The organism is Brachybacterium equifaecis, from assembly GCF_023509525.1.
Classification (GTDB): domain Bacteria; phylum Actinomycetota; class Actinomycetes; order Actinomycetales; family Dermabacteraceae; genus Brachybacterium; species Brachybacterium equifaecis.
In genome coordinates this window covers 386581-409019 of the sequence record NZ_JAKNCJ010000002.1, presented here as the reverse complement: position 1 = coordinate 409019, position 22439 = coordinate 386581, and the positions used below count along the sequence as shown (strand labels likewise).

The 22439-nt window shown below is 71.9% G+C and carries 23 protein-coding genes and 1 tRNA gene; 16 read left to right on the top strand and 8 right to left on the bottom strand.

All coding sequences use genetic code 11. From position 1 onward, the window contains the following. The first annotated feature begins 14 nt into the window (after positions 1–14). The 7 genes from Bequi_RS06385 (at position 15) to Bequi_RS06355 (ending at position 4435) form a co-directional block, all read left to right on the top strand. A complete protein-coding gene (locus tag Bequi_RS06385) occupies positions 15–398 on the top strand; it encodes a GntR family transcriptional regulator (RefSeq protein WP_249737116.1) in 384 nt (127 codons plus the stop codon). Beyond that, positions 395–832 carry an ATP-binding cassette domain-containing protein gene (locus tag Bequi_RS06380; RefSeq protein WP_283774720.1) on the top strand — a complete coding sequence of 146 codons (438 nt, stop codon included), beginning with the start codon at positions 395–397 and terminating at the stop codon, positions 830–832. Before Bequi_RS06385 ends, Bequi_RS06380 begins: the two co-directional genes overlap by 4 nt. Then, the gene (locus Bequi_RS06375; protein ID WP_249737115.1) at positions 747–1280 is read left to right on the top strand and encodes an ATP-binding cassette domain-containing protein; all 534 of its coding nucleotides are present in this window, start codon (positions 747–749) and stop codon (positions 1278–1280) included. Before Bequi_RS06380 ends, Bequi_RS06375 begins: the two co-directional genes overlap by 86 nt. Continuing rightward, on the top strand, positions 1280–2086 hold the full coding sequence (locus tag Bequi_RS06370) for a hypothetical protein (RefSeq protein WP_249737114.1): 807 nt from the start codon (positions 1280–1282) through the stop codon (positions 2084–2086). Before Bequi_RS06375 ends, Bequi_RS06370 begins: the two co-directional genes overlap by 1 nt. Next, positions 2083–2778: a hypothetical protein gene (locus Bequi_RS06365; RefSeq protein ID WP_249737113.1), complete on the top strand. Its 696-nt coding sequence runs from the start codon at positions 2083–2085 to the stop codon at positions 2776–2778. The genes Bequi_RS06370 and Bequi_RS06365 overlap by 4 nt, the downstream gene beginning before the upstream one ends. A 95-nt stretch (positions 2779–2873) precedes the next feature. Beyond that, the gene (locus tag Bequi_RS06360) at positions 2874–3857 is read left to right on the top strand and encodes a ribonuclease HI family protein (protein ID WP_249737112.1); all 984 of its coding nucleotides are present in this window, start codon (positions 2874–2876) and stop codon (positions 3855–3857) included. Continuing rightward, positions 3854–4435, top strand: a complete 582-nt coding sequence (locus Bequi_RS06355; protein WP_249737111.1) for a DUF4031 domain-containing protein — start codon at positions 3854–3856, stop codon at positions 4433–4435. Before Bequi_RS06360 ends, Bequi_RS06355 begins: the two co-directional genes overlap by 4 nt. Positions 4436–4450: 15 nt before the next feature. Here the strand turns inward: Bequi_RS06355 and Bequi_RS06350 are convergent, their stop codons facing one another. Continuing rightward, positions 4451–4972 carry an intracellular growth attenuator family protein gene (locus Bequi_RS06350; protein WP_249737110.1) on the bottom strand — a complete coding sequence of 174 codons (522 nt, stop codon included), beginning with the start codon at positions 4970–4972 and terminating at the stop codon, positions 4451–4453. A 71-nt stretch (positions 4973–5043) separates the two neighbouring features. Between Bequi_RS06350 and Bequi_RS06345 the strand changes: the two genes are divergently transcribed. Then, positions 5044–5616, top strand: coding sequence for a TetR family transcriptional regulator C-terminal domain-containing protein (locus tag Bequi_RS06345; RefSeq protein ID WP_249737109.1), 573 nt, complete (start codon positions 5044–5046; stop codon positions 5614–5616). Between the two features lie 17 nt (positions 5617–5633). On the opposite strand, the gene Bequi_RS06340 is transcribed toward Bequi_RS06345, so the two are convergent. The 5 genes from Bequi_RS06340 to Bequi_RS06320 form a co-directional block, all read right to left on the bottom strand. Beyond that, positions 5634–7184, bottom strand: coding sequence for a sensor histidine kinase (locus Bequi_RS06340; RefSeq protein WP_249737108.1), 1551 nt, complete (start codon positions 7182–7184; stop codon positions 5634–5636). 7 nt (positions 7185–7191) lie between these two features. Then, positions 7192–7911 (bottom strand): response regulator transcription factor, encoded by a 720-nt coding sequence (locus Bequi_RS06335; RefSeq protein WP_249737107.1) that lies wholly within the window; start codon positions 7909–7911, stop codon positions 7192–7194. Between the two features lie 77 nt (positions 7912–7988). Next, positions 7989–8465 carry a LapA family protein gene (locus tag Bequi_RS06330; protein WP_249737106.1) on the bottom strand — a complete coding sequence of 159 codons (477 nt, stop codon included), beginning with the start codon at positions 8463–8465 and terminating at the stop codon, positions 7989–7991. Between the two features lie 58 nt (positions 8466–8523). Then, the gene (locus Bequi_RS06325) at positions 8524–10167 is read right to left on the bottom strand and encodes a DNA repair helicase XPB (protein ID WP_249737105.1); all 1644 of its coding nucleotides are present in this window, start codon (positions 10165–10167) and stop codon (positions 8524–8526) included. A gap of 9 nt (positions 10168–10176) precedes the next feature. Beyond that, the gene (locus Bequi_RS06320; protein WP_249737104.1) at positions 10177–10971 is read right to left on the bottom strand and encodes a hypothetical protein; all 795 of its coding nucleotides are present in this window, start codon (positions 10969–10971) and stop codon (positions 10177–10179) included. 198 nt (positions 10972–11169) lie between these two features. On the opposite strand from Bequi_RS06320, the gene gndA reads away from it, so the two are divergent. Then, positions 11170–12717: an NADP-dependent phosphogluconate dehydrogenase gene (gene gndA, locus Bequi_RS06315; RefSeq protein ID WP_249737103.1), complete on the top strand. Its 1548-nt coding sequence runs from the start codon at positions 11170–11172 to the stop codon at positions 12715–12717. A 113-nt stretch (positions 12718–12830) separates the two neighbouring features. Here gndA and Bequi_RS06310 read toward each other — a convergent pair whose 3' ends face one another. After that, positions 12831–13115 carry a hypothetical protein gene (locus Bequi_RS06310; protein ID WP_249737102.1) on the bottom strand — a complete coding sequence of 95 codons (285 nt, stop codon included), beginning with the start codon at positions 13113–13115 and terminating at the stop codon, positions 12831–12833. A gap of 183 nt (positions 13116–13298) precedes the next feature. Continuing rightward, complete coding sequence (locus Bequi_RS14205) at positions 13299–15656, bottom strand: helicase-associated domain-containing protein (protein WP_283774719.1); 2358 nt, start codon at positions 15654–15656, stop codon at positions 13299–13301. Positions 15657–15730: 74 nt separating this feature from the next. On the opposite strand from Bequi_RS14205, the gene Bequi_RS06300 reads away from it, so the two are divergent. The 7 genes from Bequi_RS06300 (at position 15731) to Bequi_RS06270 (ending at position 22386) form a co-directional block, all read left to right on the top strand. After that, positions 15731–15804, top strand: a tRNA-Leu gene (locus tag Bequi_RS06300). Between the two features lie 103 nt (positions 15805–15907). Then, positions 15908–16645: a YggS family pyridoxal phosphate-dependent enzyme gene (locus Bequi_RS06295; protein WP_249737101.1), complete on the top strand. Its 738-nt coding sequence runs from the start codon at positions 15908–15910 to the stop codon at positions 16643–16645. Between the two features lie 79 nt (positions 16646–16724). Next, positions 16725–18053 (top strand): MFS transporter, encoded by a 1329-nt coding sequence (locus Bequi_RS06290; protein WP_249737100.1) that lies wholly within the window; start codon positions 16725–16727, stop codon positions 18051–18053. A 686-nt stretch (positions 18054–18739) separates the two neighbouring features. After that, complete coding sequence (locus tag Bequi_RS06285; protein ID WP_249737099.1) at positions 18740–19873, top strand: trans-sulfuration enzyme family protein; 1134 nt, start codon at positions 18740–18742, stop codon at positions 19871–19873. Between the two features lie 111 nt (positions 19874–19984). After that, positions 19985–20854 carry a transporter substrate-binding domain-containing protein gene (locus Bequi_RS06280; RefSeq protein WP_249737098.1) on the top strand — a complete coding sequence of 290 codons (870 nt, stop codon included), beginning with the start codon at positions 19985–19987 and terminating at the stop codon, positions 20852–20854. Between the two features lie 7 nt (positions 20855–20861). Next, complete coding sequence (locus tag Bequi_RS06275; RefSeq protein WP_249737097.1) at positions 20862–21530, top strand: amino acid ABC transporter permease; 669 nt, start codon at positions 20862–20864, stop codon at positions 21528–21530. Beyond that, positions 21514–22386, top strand: coding sequence for an amino acid ABC transporter ATP-binding protein (locus Bequi_RS06270; RefSeq protein ID WP_249737096.1), 873 nt, complete (start codon positions 21514–21516; stop codon positions 22384–22386). The genes Bequi_RS06275 and Bequi_RS06270 overlap by 17 nt, the downstream gene beginning before the upstream one ends. Positions 22387–22439 lie beyond the last annotated feature (53 nt).

The following is a 22439-nucleotide window of genomic DNA, read 5'->3' as shown; positions in this document are numbered from 1 at the left end:
GGAGGAGGAGAGCGATGCGCATCCCGATCGACCCCTCCAGCTCGGATCCGATCTACGAGCAGATCCGCTCGGCGCTCGCCCAAGCGATCCTCGCCGGGGAGGTGCTGCCCGGCGAGCCTCTTCCCTCGATCCGGGCGCTCGCCCGTGACCTGCGGGTCAGCGTCATCACCACCACGCGCGCCTACAGCGAGCTCGTCGCCGAGGGCCTCGCGGACTCCGTGCAGGGCAAGGGCGTGTTCGTGCGCGCGCAGGACCCCCGCGAGGTGCGCGCCCGGGCCGAGGAGCGCATCGCCGCTGCCTTCGCCGACGCCGCCCGCGCCGCAGACCTCTGCGGCATCGCCCGCGAAGAGCTTCACGCACTGCTGGATCACACTGTGGATGAGAAGGAGGAGCGATGACACCATCGCCCGCCCCCGGAGCAGACGCCGCCCCCGGAGCCGACGCCGCCGTCGCAGTGCGGGGCCTCAGCGTCGCCGTGCAGGGCCGCACGAGCGTCTCCCGGGATGTCCCTGTCCTGCGCGATATCGCCTTCATCGCGCCGCGCGGCCGGGTGACCGGGATCGTCGGCACGAACGGCGCCGGGAAGACGACCCTGCTGCGCACCCTCATCGGGGCGCTCGCGCCATCGGCGGGGGAGATCCGCATGCTCGGGCGGCCGATGGGCGGCTCCGAGGATCGCTTGCCGCTGCGCGTCGGATTCGTCCCCGATGCGCCTGCGGGAACGGGGCGTACCAGCGGGCGCGACCGTGAGGAACCTGTCGGCGGGGCAGGCCACGCACTTCTCGCTCGCTCTCGCGCTCGCCGGTCGGCCCGAGCTGCTGATCCTCGATGAGCCCCTCGCCCGGCTTGATCCGCTCGCGCGGCCCGAGATGATCGATGACCTTCGCGGATTCATGGCGGGCGGTGAGGGGGAGCGCTCGAACGTGATCTCCACGCACGATCTCGAGGAGATGGACCGCTTCGTGGACCACCTCGTCGTGCTCCACGAGGGCCGGGTGATCTGCGAGGGCGACGTCGAGGACCTCCTGGAGGAGCACCTGCTCGCGACCCTCGAGGAGGGCGCGCTCGCAGGTGCGCCCGGACTGCTGCGCGGGGTGCGCAGCGGGGCCGACGGCGCAGGACCAGGCAGCATCGAAGGCCTCGTGCGCGTCGAGGACGCGGCAGCCCTCCCGCCGAGCGCGTCGATCCGCGCCCAGCAGCTGCGCGAGTTCGTGGCGATGACGCTGCGCGAGGCGCAGGGCGGCTCCAGAGGAGCGGCTGCCCAGTCGGAGGCGCGGTGATGAGCGCGCAGGCCACTTCACGCGCCGATGCGGGGGAGGCGATCCCCGCCGACGGCGAGAGCCCGAGCCGCGGGCGTCTGCGCAGAGCGCTGCGGGTCGAGATCGCGCTCCAGCGCGACGCGTTCGTCGGCAGCTCGATCTTCGCCACGATGGTGCTGGCGATCACTCTGCCGGGCTTCGCCAGGCTGGGCGGGATCCTTCTCGGCCTCGCGCTGTGGGCCCCGTACATGTTCGCCATGGGCGATGTCCCGGAGCGGCGCGCGATGCGGGCGGCGCTCGGGATCAGCCGGGCCGACCGCGTGCGCGCCCGCACCGTGCTCGTCGTGATGCTGCAGGCCGCGCTCTCCGCGGTCGTCGTGCTGGTCCTGCTGTTCGGACCGCCGAGAGTGCCGGACGCAGGCGGCGAGCTGCCCATGATGGCGTGGCATGCCGTGGTCACGGGCATCTCCCTCCCGGTGCCGACCTCCGCGCTCTGGTCTGACGTGCTGACCTGGCTGCCCGCTTTAGTGATCACGCACATCTGGGTGGGTAGGGAAGCGCTGCGGAGGGCGGGCGCGTGGGTGCTGGTCGCGAGTGCCGGCACGTTCTTACTCGCCTATGGAGTGATGTCGCTCCTGCCGTCGCTGCTGATCTTTCTCGCTCCAGGTCTCCTCGAGCAGGTGCTGCTGCGGGGGGTCGATGGCGAGCTGATCGGCGGCGGCTGGATCACGTTCGAGGGCCTCCAAGCGCTGGCCGGCGGTGCCGTTCTGCTGCTCGCACTGGTCGTGCTCGTCTGGCGTTCGCGAACCTGGGCGAGGCGGGCATGAGCGCTCCGATCCCCCCGACCGCTGCCCGCGCCGTCGGCGCCGCACTGCACCGGCGGAACGTCCTGACGCGAGTCGGCGCGATGCTGCTGAGCGGGGTCACGGGAGCGGGACCGATCGCGCTCGTGCTCCTCATCTGGGCGACGACCGCGTGGCGGCAGATGCATGATCGCGAGGGAGTCTGGGCCGCAGATCTCTATGCCGCGGCCGGGGCGAGCCGGCGGCAGCGCCGCGCCGTGCGCGCCCGGGCGGGACTGATCGAGGCCGGCGGGGGGACCGCGGCCGCTCTGCTCGCGGTGGGGGTCGCGCTCGCGGGGCCCGGCTCGGGATGGATCTGGGAGTTCCAGGGCGTGCAGGTCGGAACGCTTCCGGGGCTTCCCGAGGAACGGCTCACCGCCTTGGTGCTCGTGGCGCTCGCGCTGCTGTTGACCGCGCTCGTGACGAGCGCGCGCATCGGCCCCGCCGCCGTGCGCGCGAGCAGCGGCGAATCCCGCGCGATGCCCGGCTTCGGCGCGATCGTCCTGCGCGCCCTCATCGCTGCGGTGCTCATCTGGGCCGCGGTGACAGGCCTCAGCGCACTCGGGGAGCTGCTCGGGGCGGGCCCATGGATCGCCGCTGGTGTGCTCGCCGCGGCCTGCGCCTGGCAGACGCTCGTGCTCGCCCGCGGGATCCGCGCAGCCGTGGTGGAGGGCTGAGGCGGAGCTCGAGGGCCGGGCTCCCCGGAGCTGCGGACGGGCCCTGCCAGGGGGCCCGTCCTGGTCTGTCCCACCCCTGTGGAACCATGGCCTGCATGACGATCACCGCTTCCGCCGACGGCTCCGCGCTGGGCAATCCCGGCCCGGCCGGCTGGGCCTGGTACATCGATGAGAGCACGTGGGCCGCCGGCGGGTGGCCACACGGCACGAACAACATGGGCGAGCTGAAGGCCGTGCTCGACCTGCTGGAGGCGACTGCGGTCGATGCCGACCAGCACCTCCACGTGCTCTGCGACAGCCAGTACGTGATCAACTCGGTGACGAAGTGGATGCCGGGCTGGAAGCGCAAGGGCTGGAAGAAGGCCGACGGCAAGCCCGTGATGAACGTCGACCTGCTGAAGGGCATCGACACGGCCATGGCCGGTCGCAGTGTCGAGTTCGAGTGGGTGAAGGGCCACGCCGGCCACGCGATGAACGAGGCGGCCGATCGCCGCGCGAACGCCGCCGCCGTCGCCTTCAAGAAGAAGCAGCAGGTGGATGCCGGCCCCGGCTACCGGGGCGCCGCCCCGCGGGTCACCGTCGAGCCGGCTGCCGACGCCGAGCCCGCCGTTCGCACCGAGCCCGCTGCAGGGGTCCCCTCTCGCCGCGGAGCGAGCCGCGGGGCCGGCACCGCGACGACCGCCCCTGCCCCCAGCGAGTCTGATCTCTTCAGCCTCTTCGACCTGGATGATCCGTTCACCGACGGCGCTTCCTTCGAGGACGTCGTGACCCGCGAGCAGGCGCTGCTGACGGACGCCGTCCGCTCCGATCCCGCGCTCGCCGCTGAGCTGCTGCATCCCGCCTTCGCAGAGATCGGCGCCTCTGGGCGCACCTTTGATCGCGAGTCGATCCTCGCCGCCCTCGCTCCGGTCGAGGGAGTCGAGGCCTCGGACTTCATAGCCGAGAAGATCAGTCCCGACGTCGTCCTGCTGCGCTTCGTCACCGGCGAGGGACGCGGCACCGTGCGCCGCACCTCCCTGTGGGTGTGCGAGCAGGGCCGCTGGCTGCTGCGCCACCACCAGGGGACGCTCGAGCAGTGAGCGTCTTCGCCGATACGCCGCGCTGGCCCCGTCACGGCACGATGTGGGGCCACCTGATCTCCGATGACTCCCTCGAGGAGCTCCACGAGACGGCGGCCCGCGCAGGCCTGCACCCGCGGTCCTTCGATCTTGACCACTACGACTGGCCGCAGGAGGCGCGGGAGCGCCTCGCCGCAGCCGGAGTCGCGTTCGTCGGCAACCGGGACCTCACTCGGATCCTGATCGCCTCCGGTCTCCGGATCCCGCTCGCCGACCGCCCTGCTGCCCGCCGCGCCCGCACGCAAGCCCATGCCGAGGAGCTCGGGCTCTCCCGTGTGCCGCAGGACCTCATCACGGGGCTGCGCGGGCACGTCGATCCGCTGCCCAGCCGCGAGGATGCTCCGCTGGGCGCCTACCGCCTGGGGCGCCCGAACCCCTGCGCGCTGGCGGACATCGAGGCGCACGACGAGCTCGGACGGCTCGCAGCGCAGGAGTTCCTCGCCGAGGCCGACGCCCTCTCGCAGGGGCGCACCGGGCACTCATGGGTGGGACAGGTCCTGGACTGGCCCGGAGACGGCGAAGGAAGCCATGCGGGCTGATCCTGCGTTCCGGACCTATTGGCCTGCTCGCTCCGACCTGAGGCGGTCTCGGAGGGGTCCGATGGCACCCCAGGCGACCACGATGAACGCCCCAGTGATGATCCAGTAGATCAGCCAGAGCGAATCTGCGGGCCCCGCCACTGCAATGCCGATCATCAGCAGTGCGATGGTGATCGCCGAGGCTGTGAGGCAGCGGTGCCAGTACTGCATGCTCGAGCGCTGGGGCACTGAAGGGAGCTCGGCCTCCGGGAGCTCGGTGTACTTCCTCGCGAATCGTCGGTCGAATCGCCGGGTGGTCTCGGACCCGAAGACGATCGAGAAGCCGACGTAGAACGCGGCCAGGCCGTGGCTGAAGGAAGAGGGTGCCCCTCGGCTGAGATCGACGTAGGTGAGCGCCACGATGGCGAGGTCGACGACTGGGGTGAGGATCAGCAGTGTCGTCGAGACTGCGCGCCAGCGCAGCAGGTACCGGATGGAGAGCCCGCCCAGGAGCAGGATCCAGAAGGCCACCTCCCCGGCGACGATGTACGGCAGCATCCATGGCTTCTTCCCTGAGCTCGCTGACCCGGTCTTATTATCGCACAAGTGTACGGTGATAATCTTGGGGCATGCCGAAGATCGTCGACCATGCCTCACGGCGCGATGAGATCGGATGGGCAGTGGCCCGACTCATCGAGGCTGAAGGCGTTCATGCCGTCACCGTCAGGGCTGTCGCTGCCGCGGCCGGCTGCCCGCCCTCGACTCTGCGCCACTACTTCCCGAGCGGTGACCAGATGCTCGCCCATGCACTCGTGGTCGTGCGGGAGCGGCAGAAGCGGCGACGTGCGGCCGTCACCTGGCCCGACGACCCGAGGGTCCTGCTCCGAGAGGCGTGGATCCACGCGCTGCCGGTCGACGCCGACCGCCTCACCGAGACCCACGTCTGGTTGGCCGTGAGTCTCACCGCTCGCTCCGACGAGGCGCGTCGCATCCTGTCCGAGATCAACTCCGGATTGGATCGGCTCTGCGAAGCGACGGTACGGGTGCTGGCAATGCCGCACGAGGGGACCGCGGCCGCGAGGGCGCTCAGGGCGTTCACCGACGGCCTCGCCCTCGGAGCGATCGCTCAGCCGGAGCGCTTCACTCCCGAGCGCATCACGGAGAGCCTGGACTTCTACCTGGCGTCCATCCGGAGCAGCTGACGGACAGTGCGACCGGCTCAGGCTCCGGAGCCGCCCAGCTCGCGGGTCTGATCGGGGGCGACGGCCTGCTCGGGAGTCAGATCCGCCGCCTGCAGCTCGACCTGGAAGGTCGCGCCGCCGCCGGGGGTGTCGATCACGCGGATGTCGCCCTTGTGCTGCTGCACGATCGAGTACGCGATCGAGAGGCCGAGACCGGCGCCGCCGCCCTGGGCGGAGCTGCGCTGGCGGGACTCGTCGGTCCGGTAGAAGCGCTCGAAGACCTTCTCGCGATCATCGGCCGAGATGCCCCCGCCGTGATCGCGCACTTCGATGATGACGGTCTCGGGGTTCGTGCGGCCGACGGCGATCTCCACGGGGGAGCCCTTGGGCGTGTGCCGGTTCGCGTTGCCCACGAGGTTCAGGATCACCTGGCGCAGTCCCGACTCGTCGCCCAGCACGCCGATCGGGACGTGCGGCTGGACCGTCAGCGGGGTGCCGGCCAGCGAGACCACCATGACGCGACGGCCCGGATCGAGCGCCCGGAGATCCTGGGCGATGTCGAACAGGGCGTCCGTGATGTCCACCGGAGCGAGGTCGATATCGGGCGCCTCGTCCAGCCGTGCCAGGCGCAGCAGGTTCTCCACCAGGGAGCCCATGCGCCGCGCCTCGTCCTCGATGCGGCGCATCGCGGAGGAGACGTCGTCGTCGGTGCGCAGCGCGCCCATGCGGTACAGCTCGCCGAAACCGCGGATCGCCGCGAGGGGAGTGCGCAGCTCGTGGGAGGCGTCGCCGACGAATCGGCGCATCCGCGCCTCGGACTGCGTCGCCTTCGCCTCGGAGTCGGCCACCTTCACGAAGGACTGCTCGAGGCTCACGAGCATCTCGTTGAGCGAGACCGCGAGGGCATGGACCTCCTGGCTGGTGTCCGTCAGCGGCACGCGCATGGAGAGGTCCCCGGCGACGATCTTCGTCGCAGTGCTCTCCACGTCCCGGAGGGGCTCGAGCGCCCGGTGCGTCATGTAGCCGCCGGCGCCCATGCCGACGAGCACCACGAAGGTGCCCACCAGCACGATCACCAGAGCCATCTGGCGCATCGTGCGGTCCAGGTCGTTCAGGGGCAGCGCCACCAGCACGCTGCCGCCCGCGTCGGAGGTCGACTCGGTGGCCAGCATCCGCCAGCGGGTGCCCTCGGCATCGAGCAGCGTGACGGGCTCGCCGCCCTGGGCGCGCACCTCCTCGAGCGTCCAGTCGGGGAAGACGATGTCGACCCCGTTGCCGGTATCGGCGTGGTAGCTCACCTGCCGGTACAGGGCCCTGCCGTCGTCATCGTGGAACTCGACGATGAAGTCGACGGGGGTGGGGTGGTCGGGCGCCGTCCCGGCGTCGCCATCGGGGCCGGCGCTCGTGAGCATCTCACGCATGCCCACGCGCAGCTCCTCGTCGAGCGAGGACATCAGGGTGCGGTGCAGCAGCGTGAGTGACAGCGCGCCGGTCACGAGCGTGCCGAGCACCAGCACCAGGGAGATGAGCGTGACGATCCGGGTCCACAGGGACACCGGCCGCTCGCTGCGCAGGGACGAGAAGGTCACCTGCGCGTCAGTGGCTCTCGACCGCGCGCAGGACGTAGCCGATGCCGCGCTTGGTGTGGATCATCGGCTCGCCGACCACGTCGATCTTGCGGCGCAGGTAGGAGATGTAGGACTCCACGATGCCCACCTCGCCGGACCAGTCGTAGTCCCACACGTGATCGAGGATCTGCGTCTTGGAGACGACGCGCCCGGCGTTCAGCATCAGGTAGCGCAGCAGCTTGAACTCGGTGGGGGAGAGGTCGATCGCGATCGAGCCGCGGTAGACCTCGTGGGAGTCCTCGTCCAGGCGGAGGTCTCCGACCACGAGCGAGCTGTCCACGGCGTCCTCGGAGCCGCCGTGCGTGCGGCGCAGGACGGCCCGGATGCGCGCGACGACCTCTTCGAGGCTGAACGGCTTGGTGACGTAGTCGTCGCCGCCGACAGTCAGCCCCTGCACCTTGTCCTTGGTGTCGTCCTTCGCCGTGAGGAAGAGGATCGGGTACTGCTCGCCGCGGTCGCGCAGGCGGCGCGTGACGGTGAAGCCGTCCATGTCGGGGAGCATGACGTCCAGGACCACCAGGTCGGGCTGGTTCTCCGTGGCCTCGCGGATCGCCTCGTTGCCGGTGGCGGCGGTGAACACCTCGAACCCGGCGAAGCGCAGGGAGGTCGCCAGCAGATCGCGGATGTTCGGCTCATCGTCCACGACCAGCAGGCGGGCCTCGTACGACTGTTCTTGCTCGATGCTCATGCCCCTACGGTGCGCCAATCCCTTGGGATTTTCCTGGACGTCCGCTGTGCGAGCGGGAGGCGTCGGCCTCCTGCCGGTCAGCGATCCAGGGCGTGCTGGATGGTCTCCAGCTGGCGGCGCAGCTTCTTGATGGTGCGTCCCTGCTGGAAGATCCGCACGGAGCCCACCAGGCCCATCACGAGCGCGCCGGCGATCGCCGCCAGCAGCATCGCCACGCCGAGCGGCAGGGCGAAGTCCCAGCTGAGATAGGTGAACGCGGTGCGGCCGCCGTTCTGGATGATGAAGATCAGCAGCAGGATCAGCACGATCGCGCCGAGGATGAGCGAGACCCAGATCCCGCCCGTGCGCCCGCCCGCGGCGGGGACGTCCTCGACCTCGATGCGCGTGCGAGGAGCGGTCCGCTCCGGCGCAGGGGCAGGGGCGCGGTCCTCGAGCGGCGCGGCAGCGCGCTCGGAGCGCAGGTCCTCGCGCGCGGGGGCGGGGACCTGCTCGCGGGGCAGATCGCTCGGGCCGGATGCGCGATCGAAGGGGGCGGGATCGTGGGGAGTGGTCATGAGGAGCTCCTGGGTGAGAGAGGGGGTGCGGCGCGATCCTACCGACCGCCCCTGGCCCTCACCGGGGTGCGAGCTCCTCGGCATCGAGGATCCGATAGGCGTAGCCCTGCTCGGCCAGGAAGCGCTGGCGGTGCGCGGCGAAGTCCTGATCCTGCGTGTCCCGGGTGACGACCGTGTAGAAGTGCGCGGCGCGGCCGTCGGCCTTGGGACGCAGCAGACGGCCGAGGCGCTGGGCCTCCTCCTGGCGCGAGCCGAACGCGCCGCTGATCTGGATCGCGACCGACGCCTCCGGCAGGTCGATCGAGAAGTTCGCGACCTTCGAGACGACGAGCCGGGAGATCTCCCCGCGGCGGAAGGCGTCGAACAGCTCCTGGCGCTTCTTCGTGGACGTCTGGCCGGTGATGAGGTCGCAGCCGAGGCGCCCGGCGGCCTCTTCGAGCTGGTCGAGGTACTGGCCGATCACCAGGAGCGGCTCGCCCGCGTGCTGGGCGGCGAGCTGCTCCACGACGCCCAGCTTCGCGGGGTGCGTGGCGGCGAGGCGCTGGCGGTCGTCGGCCTCGGCGGTCGCATACAGCATCCGGTCGGCGCTCGGCAGGCTGACGCGGATCTCGGTGCAGATGGCAGGGGCGATGTAGCCCTGCGCCTCGATGTCCTTCCACGGGGCGTCGTAGCGCTTCGGCCCGATGAGCGAGAAGACCTCGCCCTCGCGGCCGTCCTCCCGCACGAGGGTCGCCGTCAGCCCGAGGCGCCGACGGGCCTGCAGATCGGCGGTCATCCGGAAGACGGGCGCGGGCAGCAGGTGCACCTCGTCGTACAGGATCAGGCCCCAGTCGCGCGCGCTCATCAGCTCGAGGTGGGGGTGCACGCCCTTCCGCTTCATCGTGAGCACCTGGTAGGTGGCGATCGTGACCGGGCGGATCTCCTTCACCGCCCCGGAGTACTCGCCGATCTCGCTCTCGGTGAGGGAGGTGCGGGCGAGCAGCTCGTCGCGCCACTGCCGCGCCGAGACGGTGCTCGTGACGAGGATGAGGGTGGTCCGACGGGTCGCGGCCATCGCGCCCGCGCCGACCATCGTCTTGCCCGCCCCGCAGGGGAGGACCACGACCCCGCTGCCGCCCTGGGTGAACGCGTCCACGGCCTCGCGCTGGTAGGGCCGCAGCGACCATCCCTGCTCCTCGAGGTCGATCGGGTGCGCCTCGCCGTCCACGTAGCCGGCGAGATCCTCGGCGGGCCAGCCGATCCGCAGCAGCGCCTGCTTCAGCGCCCCGCGCTCGGAGGGGTGCACAGCGATCGAGTCTTCATCGATGCGAGCGCCCAGCACCCCTACGACCCGCTTCGAGCGGGAGACCTCCGTCAGCACCGCGCGATCCAGCCCGTGCAGGACGAGCCCGTGGACCGGATCCGCGCGCAGCTGGAGGCGGCCGTAGCGGTCCATCGTGTCGGCGACGTCCACCAGCAGCGCGTGGGGCACCGGGTAGCGGGAGTGGTCCACGAGCGCCGCGACCACGGTCTCGGCGTCGTATCCCGCGGCCCGTGCGTTCCACAGCCCGAGGTCCGTGATCCGGTAGGTGTGCACGTGCTCCGGCGCGCGCTCGAGCTCGGCGAACGGGGCGATCGCGGCGCGGGCGGCCGCAGCACCGGGATGGTCGACTTCGAGCAGGAGGGACTTGTCGGACTGGACGATGAGGGGGCCGTCGGTCATCCGTGCAGGCTACGCGGCGCTGCGCGCCGTCCGGGCCGAGAGGTTCGGGAGCTCACGGCCGCTGACGCGCTCGAAGATGCCGGTGAGGAAGAGGGCGATGAGCGGCGTGACGAGAACGGAGAGCAGACCTGCGGGGAGGTCCGTGCGGTGCGTGTTGGCGAGAGTCTCGAGAGCAGACGTCATCAGGATCGCGACGATCACGGTGCCGAGTCGGCGCCCGGCGAGCTTCCAGCTGTCCTCGAACGGGTGCGCGGAGCCAGCGGCCGCGGCCGCGACCGCAAGGCCGAGGCCGAACGTCGCGATGAGTCCCGGGATGATGAGCAGCAGCGCGCCGAGGGCGCAGGCGAGCCCATAGAAGATGATCGTCAGAACTGTGGCCCAGCCGCCGCTGAAGTAGCGGGATCCCGGCCCTGCCGGGCCGTCGATCAGATCCCGGCCCAGCCGGTAGCAGGCGGAGGTCCACAGCAGGCTGATCACGAGGACGCTCACTGTGGTGACGACGCCGAGGACCAGGAGGGGCACCGAGCCGGGAGGTCCGAAGAACGCGACCTGGGAACCGATCTCGAGCTGTCGCTGCTGCTCCTCCAGCTCCTCAGCCGTCGGCCGGAGCAACTGGGCCGCGCTCCAGAGAGCGACGAGGATCGCCAGATAGACCAGCCCCGGGAGAAGCAGGGAGCGCCAGCCTGCGGCGAGCGCGCCGCCGGTGAAGCGGAATGCGGCGGAGAGATCTGCGCCAAGGGTGGCCGGGCGGCGCTGCTGGAGCGGCGCCGTGCCCTCGGCGGCGGGTGCGGGTGCGGTCGTCATAGGAGGAATGTACTCCCGGGTGACCCCGCTCACGCCGCAGAGGAGTCGGTTCGTGACGAGGGGCCCGTTCAGCTGCCGCTGCCGACCCCGCTGCAACCCCTGGCACTCCCGGCTGGCGCCCTGCGGCCCTCGCTACGATGTGGCTACCGTGACGCACGGCTCAGCCGGCGTCCATCCCTCGACGCAAGGAGCACACACATGGCCAGCTTCGCACCTTCTGCAGCCGACGTCGCCGATATCGGCGTCACCGGCATGGCAGTGATGGGGTCCAACCTCGCGCGCAACCTCGCGCGCAACGGGTTCAAGGTCGCCATCCACAACCGCTCGGTCTCCAAGACCGAGAAGGTCATCGACAGCTATGGCGGCGAGGGCCAGTTCTTCCCCTCGGAGTCCACCGAGGACTTCGTGAAGTCCCTGCAGAAGCCCCGCGTCGCGATCATCATGGTCAAGGCCGGCAAGCCCACCGACGCCGTGATCGACGAGCTCTCGCAGTACATGGAGCAGGGCGACATCATCGTCGACGCGGGCAACGCGCTGTTCACCGACACTCGCCGCCGGGAGGCGGCGCTGCGCGAGAAGGGCCTGCACTTCGTGGGCACCGGCGTCTCGGGCGGCGAGGAGGGCGCGCTCAACGGCCCCTCGATCATGCCCGGCGGCACCAAGGAGTCCTACGACCGCCTCGGCCCGATGTTCGAGAAGATCTCCGCGCACGTCGACGGCGTCCCCTGCTGCACCCACGTCGGCGCCGACGGCGCGGGCCACTTCGTGAAGATGGTCCACAACGGCATCGAGTACGCCGACATGCAGGTCATCTCCGAGGCCTACGACCTCATGGGCCGCGCGCTCGGCATGGGCGCTGGCGAGATCGGCGAGGTCTTCGCCGAGTGGAACAAGGGCGACCTGGAGTCCTTCCTCATTGAGGTCACCGCGACCGTCCTCGCGCACAAGGACGAGCGCACCGGCAAGCCGTTCGTCGACATCGTCGTGGACCGCGCCGCCCAGAAGGGCACCGGCGCCTGGACCGTGCAGACGGCCCTGGATCTCGGCGTCCCCGTCACCGGCATCGCCGAGGCCACCTTCGCACGCTCCGTCTCGGGAGACGTCGAGGAGCGCGAGGCCGCGCAGCGCACCCTCAAGGCCGAGGTCGAGCCGACCGAGGTGGGCGACAAGGCTTCCTTCATCGATGACCTCCAGAAGGCCCTCTACGCCTCCAAGCTCGTCGCCTACTCGCAGGGCTTCGAGGAGATCGCCAAGGGCGCCGAGACCTACGGCTGGGACATCACCCTGGGCGACATGGCGAAGATCTGGCGCGGCGGCTGCATCATCCGCGCGAAGTTCCTCAACCGCATCACCGAGGCCTACGAGCGCGACGCGAGCCTGAAGCTGCTGCTCGCGGATCCGTACTTCACCGAGGAGATCGCCAAGTGCGTGCCGGCGTGGCGCCGCGTGGTGGCCTACGCCGCGACCAACGGCTACCCGGCCCCCGTGTTCGCCTCGAGCCTGGCGTACTACGACGGCATCCGCGCCGAGCGCCTCCCGGCGAACCTCATCCAGGCGCAGCGCGACTTCTTCGGCGCGCACACCTACCAGCGCGTGGACGGCGAGGGCACGTTCCACGTCGAGTGGTCCGAGGATCGCCGCGAGACCCGCCAGGACGACACCCACGGCGTCACCCACGGCGCGGTCGATCCGGCCGCCGGCGAGAAGACGCAGAAGGAGTCCCTGGAGACCAACCAGGACAAGTGACCTTCGCGCGTCGGCCCGGGCCTGAGAGCCGGGGCCGACGCGGGGTGGCATGAGAGAAGGCCCGGAGCGGATGCTCCGGGCCTTCTCTCATCTGCGCCGTGCGCAGGTGCGCGTCAGTACGTCGACGTCGAGTTCACCATCGCGACGATGAAGACGAAGTAGATGATCACGAAGATGATCGTCAGCACCCACATGATGATGAGGGCGATCCAGGCCCACTTGGTGAACTTGCGGGCCGTCTCGGGCTCCTGGTCGGCCTTGAGGTAGCCGAGCAGACCGAAGATGCCCGGGATGACGCCACCGCAGAGGAAGCCGACGATCATCGCGATCAGGGCGTTCTTCTTGATGGTCTCGTTGCCGGCGCCGGGCACGGGGGTCTGGGGTGCGGGGTAGGTCATGGGATGAGCTCCTCGAATAGGCGGTGCCGAGCGGCACCGGATCACGGGTGTGCAGCGGGACCCGGTGAGGTGCCCGCACATGGCAGAACACTACCCAGGTCTGTGCCGCACGGCACCCTCCGATCGTCCCGGATGGGATGGACTTCCGTCGGATCGAGCGGGCGTCGCGCCGACGAGACACGCCTACGGCACGGGATCCAGCGCGATCCGGTGCGCCAGCACGGAGAGCTCCTCGCCGGTGCGCGGATCGCGGGCGCGCACGCGGCCCTCTGCGACGCCGAGGATCACCAGCTCCCGCACCTCCATCCCGCCTCTGCCGTCCACGATGCCCACGCGCACGGCGGCACCGGCGTCGGCCGCGAGATGCAGGCGCTCGCTGGGACTGAGCGCCGCGCCGCCCTCGTCGGCCGAGCGCAGGGCCGCGACCACGCGCGCGGCGAGATCACCGGGGGCGGGCGCGATGTCGCGAGGGCCGACGGCTCGGGCGGGCGCGTCGCGATCGAGCGGGGGGAGCAGACGGTCGGTCGGGAGCGACCCCGTGAGCAGCCCGCCCGTGCGATCCCCCGGACCGGGCGCGCTCGCCTGCGCGCGGAATCCGCTGCCGTCGACGGCATGCGGGGTGAGCCCCGTGCGCAGGGCGAGGCGCAGCAGCGCGCGCGGATCCCGGTTCGCGATGACCACGGTCGGGGCGATCTGCTGCAGACCTGCGGCGCCGGCCTCGGGGTGCGCGAGCAGGCGGGCGAGAGCGTCGGCCTCCCCGGTGACCCAGGCGGCCGCCGCACCCACGCGCACCTGCCCGGAGCGGCGCTGCTCGTCGGCCACGAGGTACTCGAGCGCCTGGGGGAGCGGGGTGCGGGAGGCGGAGCGCAGCAGGTCCAGCAGGGCGTCCGCGTCGAGTCCCTCACTGAGCGCGCGGCGCACGGAGGCGGAGGTGAGGCGCAGGGTGAGCCCGCTGCCGCGCGAGACGATCTCCGTCCAGTCGAGCAGGGCCAGCAGTCGTGACGAGGGGCGGCCGGGGATGACGATCGTGAGGTCCGCGCCGAGCAGCACCTCCTCCACCGGCGGCGGGGCGAGACGCGCGAGAGCGGCGGCGAGCTGGGACTCCGCGGCCTGCGGGGTGCTCTCGGCCTCTGGGGAATCCAGCACAGCGAGCGCCGCGCGGCCGAGCTCGGTGAGCACCCCGTCGGCGATCAGGCCGAGGGTGCTGCCCTCCTCCAGCACCGCGGCGGCCTCCTGCTGGAGGAGCGCGGGGGGCACGAGCGGCTGCCACCAGGCGAGGGCATGCGCGAGCTCCTCCGCGCTGACGCGGACCGCCTCGCCCCTGCCCGCAGAGGCGAGCAGGCGCAGGAGCTGGAGCCGCCGGGCGGCCGCACCGGGCCGGGCGGTCGCCTCCGACAGCGCGGCGCGCGGCTGACCTGCGGCGTCAGCGGTCCCGGCGAGCGCGGCGAGGTGGTCGGCGGCGGCCCAGGTCCAGGCGATCTCCGCCCACAGCGCCTCATCCGGTGCGTCCGCCAGGGCGAGCCACTCGGTGCTCGGGCCCCAGACCTCCCCGTCGTGGCTCAGGAGAGAGGCGAGCCAGGCGCTCTGCAGCACGAGGGCGAGCACCGGAGCCTCGACGCCGGCGTCCTTCGCGAGGCGGCGCAGGTCGCGCTGCGGCAGCCCGCCGCGGCGCAGCAGCCCCGGGGCGTCGTCCCGCCACTGCAGGATCGAGCGCAGCAGGCGCACCGCGTCGAGCGCGGCCTCCACGGCGCCGGCCGTGCGGGCCCCGGCGAAGCGCTCGGGCGCGGCCTGGCCGGTGACGGGAGGCGGGGAGAGCTCCAGGTGCGGGAGGAGTCGCCCGCCCCGCAGGGCCAGGTGGATGCTGCGGGGGATCCGCCACGATGCCCCGCCCTCGCTCGTGGGCTGATCGAGGACGGCGAGACCGACGGCCTCCAGGGCTTCGGCGGCGCTACGCCCGCGGGTGGGCCCGCCGTCGGGCTGGCCACTGCGTCCGCTGCTGTTCCCGTGGCCCGTCGCATCGGCCGTCTCGTCGGCCCCCGCTCTGACGCGCCCCGGGGCGAAGCGCAGGGACTCCAGCACCGGCGCGAGCGAGGCAGGCGCGTCGGCGACGAGCGCCCGCGCCTGCACGGCGCTCGGATCCTCGGGGCCGACGGGCGCGAGGCCGCCCGGCCAGGGGCGCGCCTCCCGCACGGCGCGCACCAGGCGCAGCGCCGCGCCCTCCTCCCACAGCAGGGCGCGCGTGGCGAGGTCGGCGATCGTCGGCGCCAGGTCGGCTTCCGGTGCGCCGAGAAGATCGGCGACGTCCCCGCGCGGCGCAGGGTCGGGGAGGACGTTCAGCGCATCGAGCACGGCCAGCTGCGGAGTGCTCAGCTCCCGCAGCGCCCGCCGCACGGACAGCGGCGAGGCGGCCCGCGCCGCGAGAGCCGCGATGCTCGCGGGCGGCGGGGAGAGCAGATCGGGCCGGGCGCGCAGCAGGGCGGCGCGGCGCGCATCGTCGAAGAGGCGCAGGGCGTCCGCGAGGGAGCGAGGGGAGGCGGGCATGGCGACCCCAGCATAGGGTGGGCCGCAGTGCGCGGGACGGCGCGGAGCAGCGCTCCCGAGGTGCCCGAGCACGGGCCCCCATAGCCCAATCGGCAGAGGCATCCGACTTAAAATCGGCCAAGTCTGGGTTCGAGTCCCAGTGGGGGTGCCCGGATGCGCGGCTGCGGCTGCCGCTGCGGTTGCGGCTGCGGCTGAGACGGGACCCCGGGCGTGCAGGCAGGGCGGCGGCGCGGAGCTGGAAGAATGGCCCTATGGCCGCCGACTCTCCCCCCGCCGATCCCGCCCTCGACGCTCGCGTCGACGCCCTTCTCGCGCGCATCGACACTGCCGCGCGCGCGGCCGACCGCGATCCGTCGGACGTGCTGGTTCTGCTCGCCACGAAGACTCGGACTCCCGCCGAGGTCGCCGCGGCCCTGCGCGCCTTCCATGCTCGCGGCGTCACCGTCGCGGTGGGGGAGAACCGCGCGCAGGAGATCGCGACGCACGAGGATCCGCAGCTCGCGGCGCTCGAGGCCGAGCTCCGCGTCGCCCGCCACTTCATCGGCCGCCTGCAGCGCAACAAGGCCCGCGACGTCATCGACTTCGCCTCCCTCGTGCACAGCGTGGACCGCGACGAGATCGCCGACGCCCTCGAGCACCGCGCCGCGCTCGCCGGCGTCGAGCGGGACGTGCTGATCCAGGTCAACACCTCGGGCGAGGAGAGCAAGGGCGGGTACGCGCCGACCCCCGAAGCCGTCGGCGCGGCGCTCGCGCATCTCGACGCGCGCCCGCACCTGCGAGTGACGGGCCTGATGACCATCGGCGCGAACACGACCGACGAGCCGGCCGTGCGCGCCTCCCTGTCGCAGCTGCGCGTGCTGCGCGACGGGCTCGGCCGGCCGGAGGTGCGGGAGCTGTCGATGGGCATGAGCGCCGACCTCGAGATCGCGGTCGCCGAGGGCGCGAGCATCGTGCGCGTCGGCTCGGCCGTGTTCGGCCCGCGCAGCTGAGCGCGAGGCGGCCGCCCGCCTGAGAGGAAGCGGTCACAGGCGCGGCGGATACCCGCAGGCCCGGCACTACCGTGGAGCGGTGACGGAACCCTCCCCCTTCTCCTCTGCACCCGCCCGCCCCGCCTCGACCGCGATCCCCGCCGCGGCCGACGAGCCGCCCACCACGACCGGCGCCCTGCTCACTCCCGGACGGCGCCGACTCGCGCTGTTCGCGCTCGCGCTCGGCGGTTTCGGCATCGGCGCCTCCGAGTTCGTCTCGATGGGCCTGCTGCCCGGCATCGCGCACGGACTCCTGCCGGACCTGATGGCCGTGGATCCGGAGCGCGGCATCGCCCGTGCCGGCCAGGCGATCAGCGCGTACGCGCTCGGCGTCGTCGTCGGCGCCCCGACCCTCGCGCTGCTGGGCGTGAAGATGAGCCGCACCCGCCTGATCGTGCTGCTCGCCCTGATCCTCGCGGTCGCAACCGCCGTCTCCGCCCTCATGCCCACCTTCGGGCTGACGGTCCTCGCGCGCTTCCTCGCCGGAGTGCCGCACGGCGCGTACTTCGGCGTCGCCTCCCTGATCGCCGCCTCCCTCATGGGGCCGGGCAGCGCCGGCAAGGGCGTGGCGCTGGCCCTGTCGGGCCTCACTATCGCGAACCTCCTCGGGGTGCCGCTGTTCACCGCGCTCGGGCAGGCCCAGGGATGGCGCGTGGTGTACCTGTGCATCGCCGCGATCTTCGCGCTCACCATGGCCCTGCTGATGCTGAGCCTGCCGAAGCGCCCCGCCCCGGTCGGCAGGAGCGTGGCCGACGAGCTGCGGGTGCTGCGCCGCGTGCAGCTGTGGGCGCTGGTGTCGATCGTGTCGGTCGGATTCGCCGGTTCCTTCACGATCTTCAGCTACATCGCCGACATCACCGAGGGCGTCGCCGGGGCGAGCGCGAGTTTCGTGCCGTGGGTGCTGGCGGCGGCGGGCCTGGGCATGACGATCGGCAACATCGTCGGCGGCATCTCCGCGGACCGCTCCCTGTTCGGCACGATCGTCGTCGGCTATGCGCTGTACATCGTCGCGATCCTCGTGCTGAACCTGACGATGGCGACCCCGATGGGCCTGCTCCTCGCCTTCGGGATCATGAACTTCTTCCACGCCTCCCTGAACCCGCCGATGCAGGGCTGGCTGATGAGGATCTCCGGCAGCTCCGAGGTGCTCGGCGCCTCCATGCACCACGCCGCCTTCAACATCGCCAATGCGATCGGTGCCTTCGCCGGCGGTGCGGTCATCGCCGCAGGCTTCGGCCTGCGCGCCCCGGCCGCGCTGGGACTGATCCTCGCCTCGACCGGCTTCGCGATGACGATCATCGTGCTCCTGACCCTCCGGGCCCGGGCCGAGGCGCGGGCGCGGCGAGCTGGCGCTGGCGCGGCGGGCTGACGGGCTGACGGGCTGACGCCGGCACGGCGGGCTGACGCCCCATCCCCCCACCTCGCAGCTCCCTCTCGCAGCTCCACCTCGCGGCCGCGCGATCCGCACCGCGCGGGAGTGCCCTCCGGCGTGCCCGTCGGCGCTCCGGCATTCCCCCTCACACCCTTCGGCCTGCTCCGTCGCACACTCCGGCCCCTCCCGTCGGCCCTCCGCCCCGAGGTGTACCTGGGCGTCGTTATGAGGCGCGCATTCCGACGATTACGTACACCTCGATCCGGGGCGGGGCTGCATTCCGACGTTCACGTACACCTCGATCGGGGGTGGGGCTGCCGAGTGCACCCTCCGCGCCGAGGTGTACCTGGGCGTCGTTATGAGGCCCGTATTCCGACGACTACGTACACCTCGATCCGGCCTGCGGCTGCATTCCGACGCCCACGTACACCTCGATCGGGGGCGGGGTCGCATTCCGACGTCCACGTACACCTCGATCGAGGCAGGGCCGGGAATCCGACGCTCGCGTACGCCGCGATCGGTGACGCGCCCGGAACGCGAGACCCGCCCGCGCGCCAGGCCCGCCCTGTTCCTCCTGCCACATCTGTTCACGCAGAGTTATGGAACCCCAAAGTAGCCCTTAGGGTAGTCACGTGCTGCGCGCCCCACCGGTCGCGCGGAACCCGACCTGAGGAGCTGCATCCGTGCGCATCGAGACCACCGCCGTCCAGGCGCTGCGCGACCACGAGCACGGCGCCGTGGTGCCGCCGATCCACCTGGCGTCGACCTTCGAGCTCGATCCCGCCACCGGCGAGGGCGACTTCGCCTACCAGCGCGGCGGCAACCCCACCCGCGCCCAGCTCGAGACGGTCCTCGCCGCGCTCGACGGCGCGGCCCACGGCTTCGCCTTCGCGACCGGGATGGCCGCCACCGCCGCGGTCTTCTCGCTGCTGCGCACCGGCGACGAGGTGATCCTCCCGGCCAGCGTCTACGGCGGGACCTACCGCTTCGTCGACCAGCTGTTCGAGGCGCGCGGGCTGACCGGCCGCTTCGTCCCCGACCTCGCCGACCTCACGGCCGACGACTTCACCCCCGCGACCCGCATGGTCTTCGTCGAGACCCCCGCGAACCCGACCCTGCGCGTGACCGACCTGCGCCGCATCGCCGCGCTCGCGCACGCGGCCGGAGCGCTCGTCGTCGTGGACAACACCTTCATGACGCCTGTGCTGCAGCGCCCGCTCGAGCTCGGCGCCGACATCGCGGTCCAGTCGGCCACGAAGTACCTCGCCGGGCATTCGGACCTTCTCGCCGGCGCCGTGACCACGAACAGCGATGAGATCGCCGCGTCCATGACCCTCGCGCAGAAGGCGCTCGGCGGGGTGCTCTCCCCGTTCGACTCCTACCGCCTCATCCAGGACATCAAGACGCTGCCGCTGCGCATCGCGCGCCAGCAGTCGTCGGCCCAGGCCATCGCCGCCCATCTTGCGGAGCACGACGCCGTCGGCCGGGTGCTCCTGCCCGGCTCTCTGAGCGCCGACGAGGCACGCATCCAGGAGTCGCAGGCCGCCGGCCCCGGCGCGATCATCTCCTTCGAGCTCGCGGACGGCGTCGATCGCGTCGCGTTCCTGCGGGCCCTGCGCCTGCCGGTGTACGCGGTGAGCCTCGGGGGCGTCGAGTCCCTCATCTGCCACCCCGCGACCATGACCCACGAGGCCATGAGCCCGCAGGCGCGGGCCGACGCGGGCATCAGCGACGAGCTGCTGCGCCTCTCCGTCGGCATCGAGCACGTCGACGATCTCATCGCCGACCTCGACCAGGCCTTCGCCGCCGCCCGCTGAGCCCGGCCTGCCGAGCTGGACCGCTGAGCCCGGCCCCCTGGCCCGTCGGCACCCCGCCGGCTCTCTGCACCCCCTCCACCCCTCCCCGCCACCCCGAATCAGGAGCACACCATGACCCGCACCGCCCGCCCCGCCTCCCTGCGCCCCACCCGCCGCACCGCCCTCGCCGCCGGCTCCGCGACCGGCCTCGCCGCCCTCCTCGCCGCGTGCGGCGAGTCCGCGACCCGCACCGAGGACGGCTCCGTCGTCAGCGACGGCGGCGGCGCGACCGAGGACGCCCTCGCCCGCATCCAGAGCAGCGGCACCGTGCGCATCGGCATCGAGGGCACGTACAAGCCCTACGCCTTCCACGACGACTCCGATGCGCTCGTCGGCTTCGAGAAGGAGATCGCCGACGCGATCGCCCAGGGCCTCGGCGCGACCCCCGAGTACATCGAGACCGAGTGGGACTCGCTGATCGTCGGCCTGGATGTCGACAAGTACGACCTGGTCATCAACAACGTCGGCATCACGCCGGAGCGCGAGGAGCGCTACCTGTTCTCCGCGCCGTACGCGCGCTCCATCGGCCGCGTCGCGGTGCACGAGAGCAGCACCATCCAGTCCATCGCCGACCTCGCCGGGAAGCGCGCCGCGCAGTCGGCCACCTCGAACTGGGCCGCGAAGATGACCGAGCTCGGCGCCGAGATCGTCGCCGTGCAGGGCTTCGCGGAGGCCATCGAGCTCGTGGTCCAAAACCGCGTGGACGCCCACGCGAACGACCTCGTCTCCTTCCAGACCTACCTCGAGGAGAAGCCCGACGCCCCCTTCCGCCTGCTGGATGAGGAGCTGCCGGACAACGGCGTCGTCGGCGTGCTGATGGCGAAGGGGCAGGAGGCCCTGCAGTCGAAGGTCGACGAGATCCTCGCGGGCATGAAGTCCGACGGCTCCCTCGCCGAGATCTACCAGACGTGGGTGGGCCAGGACCTCACCCCGCAGAGCTGACCCGCGCATGGGCGAGACGCTCCAGCTCTGGGCCGACACCCTCCCGCGCCTGCTGAAGGCGGCGATCGAGGTGACGGTGCCGCTGTCGCTCACGGCGTTCGCGATCGCGATCGTGCTGGCCGTGGCGACGGCGCTCGCCCGGCTGTACCTGCCGGCGCCCTTCAAGGCGATCGCGTGGCTGTACGTGTGGATCTTCCGCGGCACCCCGATGGTGGTGCAGCTGTTCATCGTGTTCTTCGGCCTGCCGAACATCGGGATCGTGTTGCCCGCGTTCACGGCGGCCGTGGTGACGCTCGCGCTGAACACCGGTGCGTACGCCTCCGAGGCGGTGCGCGCGGCGATCCTGTCGGTCCCGCGCGGGCAGTTCGAGGCGGCGCAGACCCTGAACCTCTCGCGCACAGCGACGTTCCGCCGGGTCATCGCCCCGCAGGCCTTCCGGATCGCGCTGCCGCCGCTCATGAACGACTTCATCGACCTGGTCAAGGGCACGAGCCTGGTCTTCGCGATCACGATCACCGATCTGTTCCAGGTGGGCCGCCAGATCGCGGCCTCGAACTTCGAGTACATGTCGATGTATTCGCTGGTCGCCCTGATCTACCTGGCGATCGTCTCCGTGCTCAGCCTCCTGCAGTCGGTCCTCGAGAAGAAGGTGTCCCGCCATGTCCGCACCAGCTGATCGCGTTCCGACCGACGGCACTGCGGCGGTCCGTGCCGATGTCGCTCGCAGCGCGTCGGCCGACGCGCCTCGCGCCACCGGAGCCGCGTTGCAGCCCGACCGAGCCGCGGTGCCCGCCCCCCTGACCCTGCGGGGGATCCGCAAGACGTTCGGCTCCCTGACGGCGCTCGACGGCGTCGACCTCGACATCCCGCGCGGGCGCACCACCGTGCTGCTGGGCCCCTCGGGCTCCGGCAAGTCGACCCTGCTGCGCTGCATCAACCTGCTCGAGCGGCCCGACGCCGGAGAGCTCGACTTCGGCGACGGGCCGATCCCCGTGGGCGGGCGGATGAGCGATCGCACCGTGCGCCGGGTGCGGGAGCACTCGACGATGGTGTTCCAGCAGTTCAACCTGTTCCCGCACCTCACCGCGCTCGGCAACGTCACCCTCGCCCCGGTCGAGCAGCGCCGCATCCCGCGCGCTCAGGCGGAGGCGTCCGCCCGGGAGCTGCTCGCGAAGGTGGGCCTCGCGGACAAGGCCGACGCCTACCCGGGGAACCTCTCGGGCGGTCAGCAGCAGCGCGTCGCGATCGCCCGGGCCCTCGCCATGGAGCCCGACGTGCTCCTGTTCGACGAGCCGACGTCGGCCCTCGACCCCGAGCTGGCCGCCGAGGTGGTGGCGGTGCTCGCGGATCTGGCAGCGGAGAACCGCACGCTCGTGGTCGTCACGCACTCGCTGTCGTTCGCGCGGCGCGTGGCCGACAGGGTCGTGTTCCTCGAGGACGGGCGGATCGTGCAGGACGGCACGCCCGAGGAGTTCTTCACCAGCGAGGACCCCCGCCTGCGCCGCTTCCGCGACGTGGTCGAGGCGGTCTGAGGGGTCGCCCGCACTCCGACGTGCACGCGCACGCCGAACTGCGAGCCGCGAGG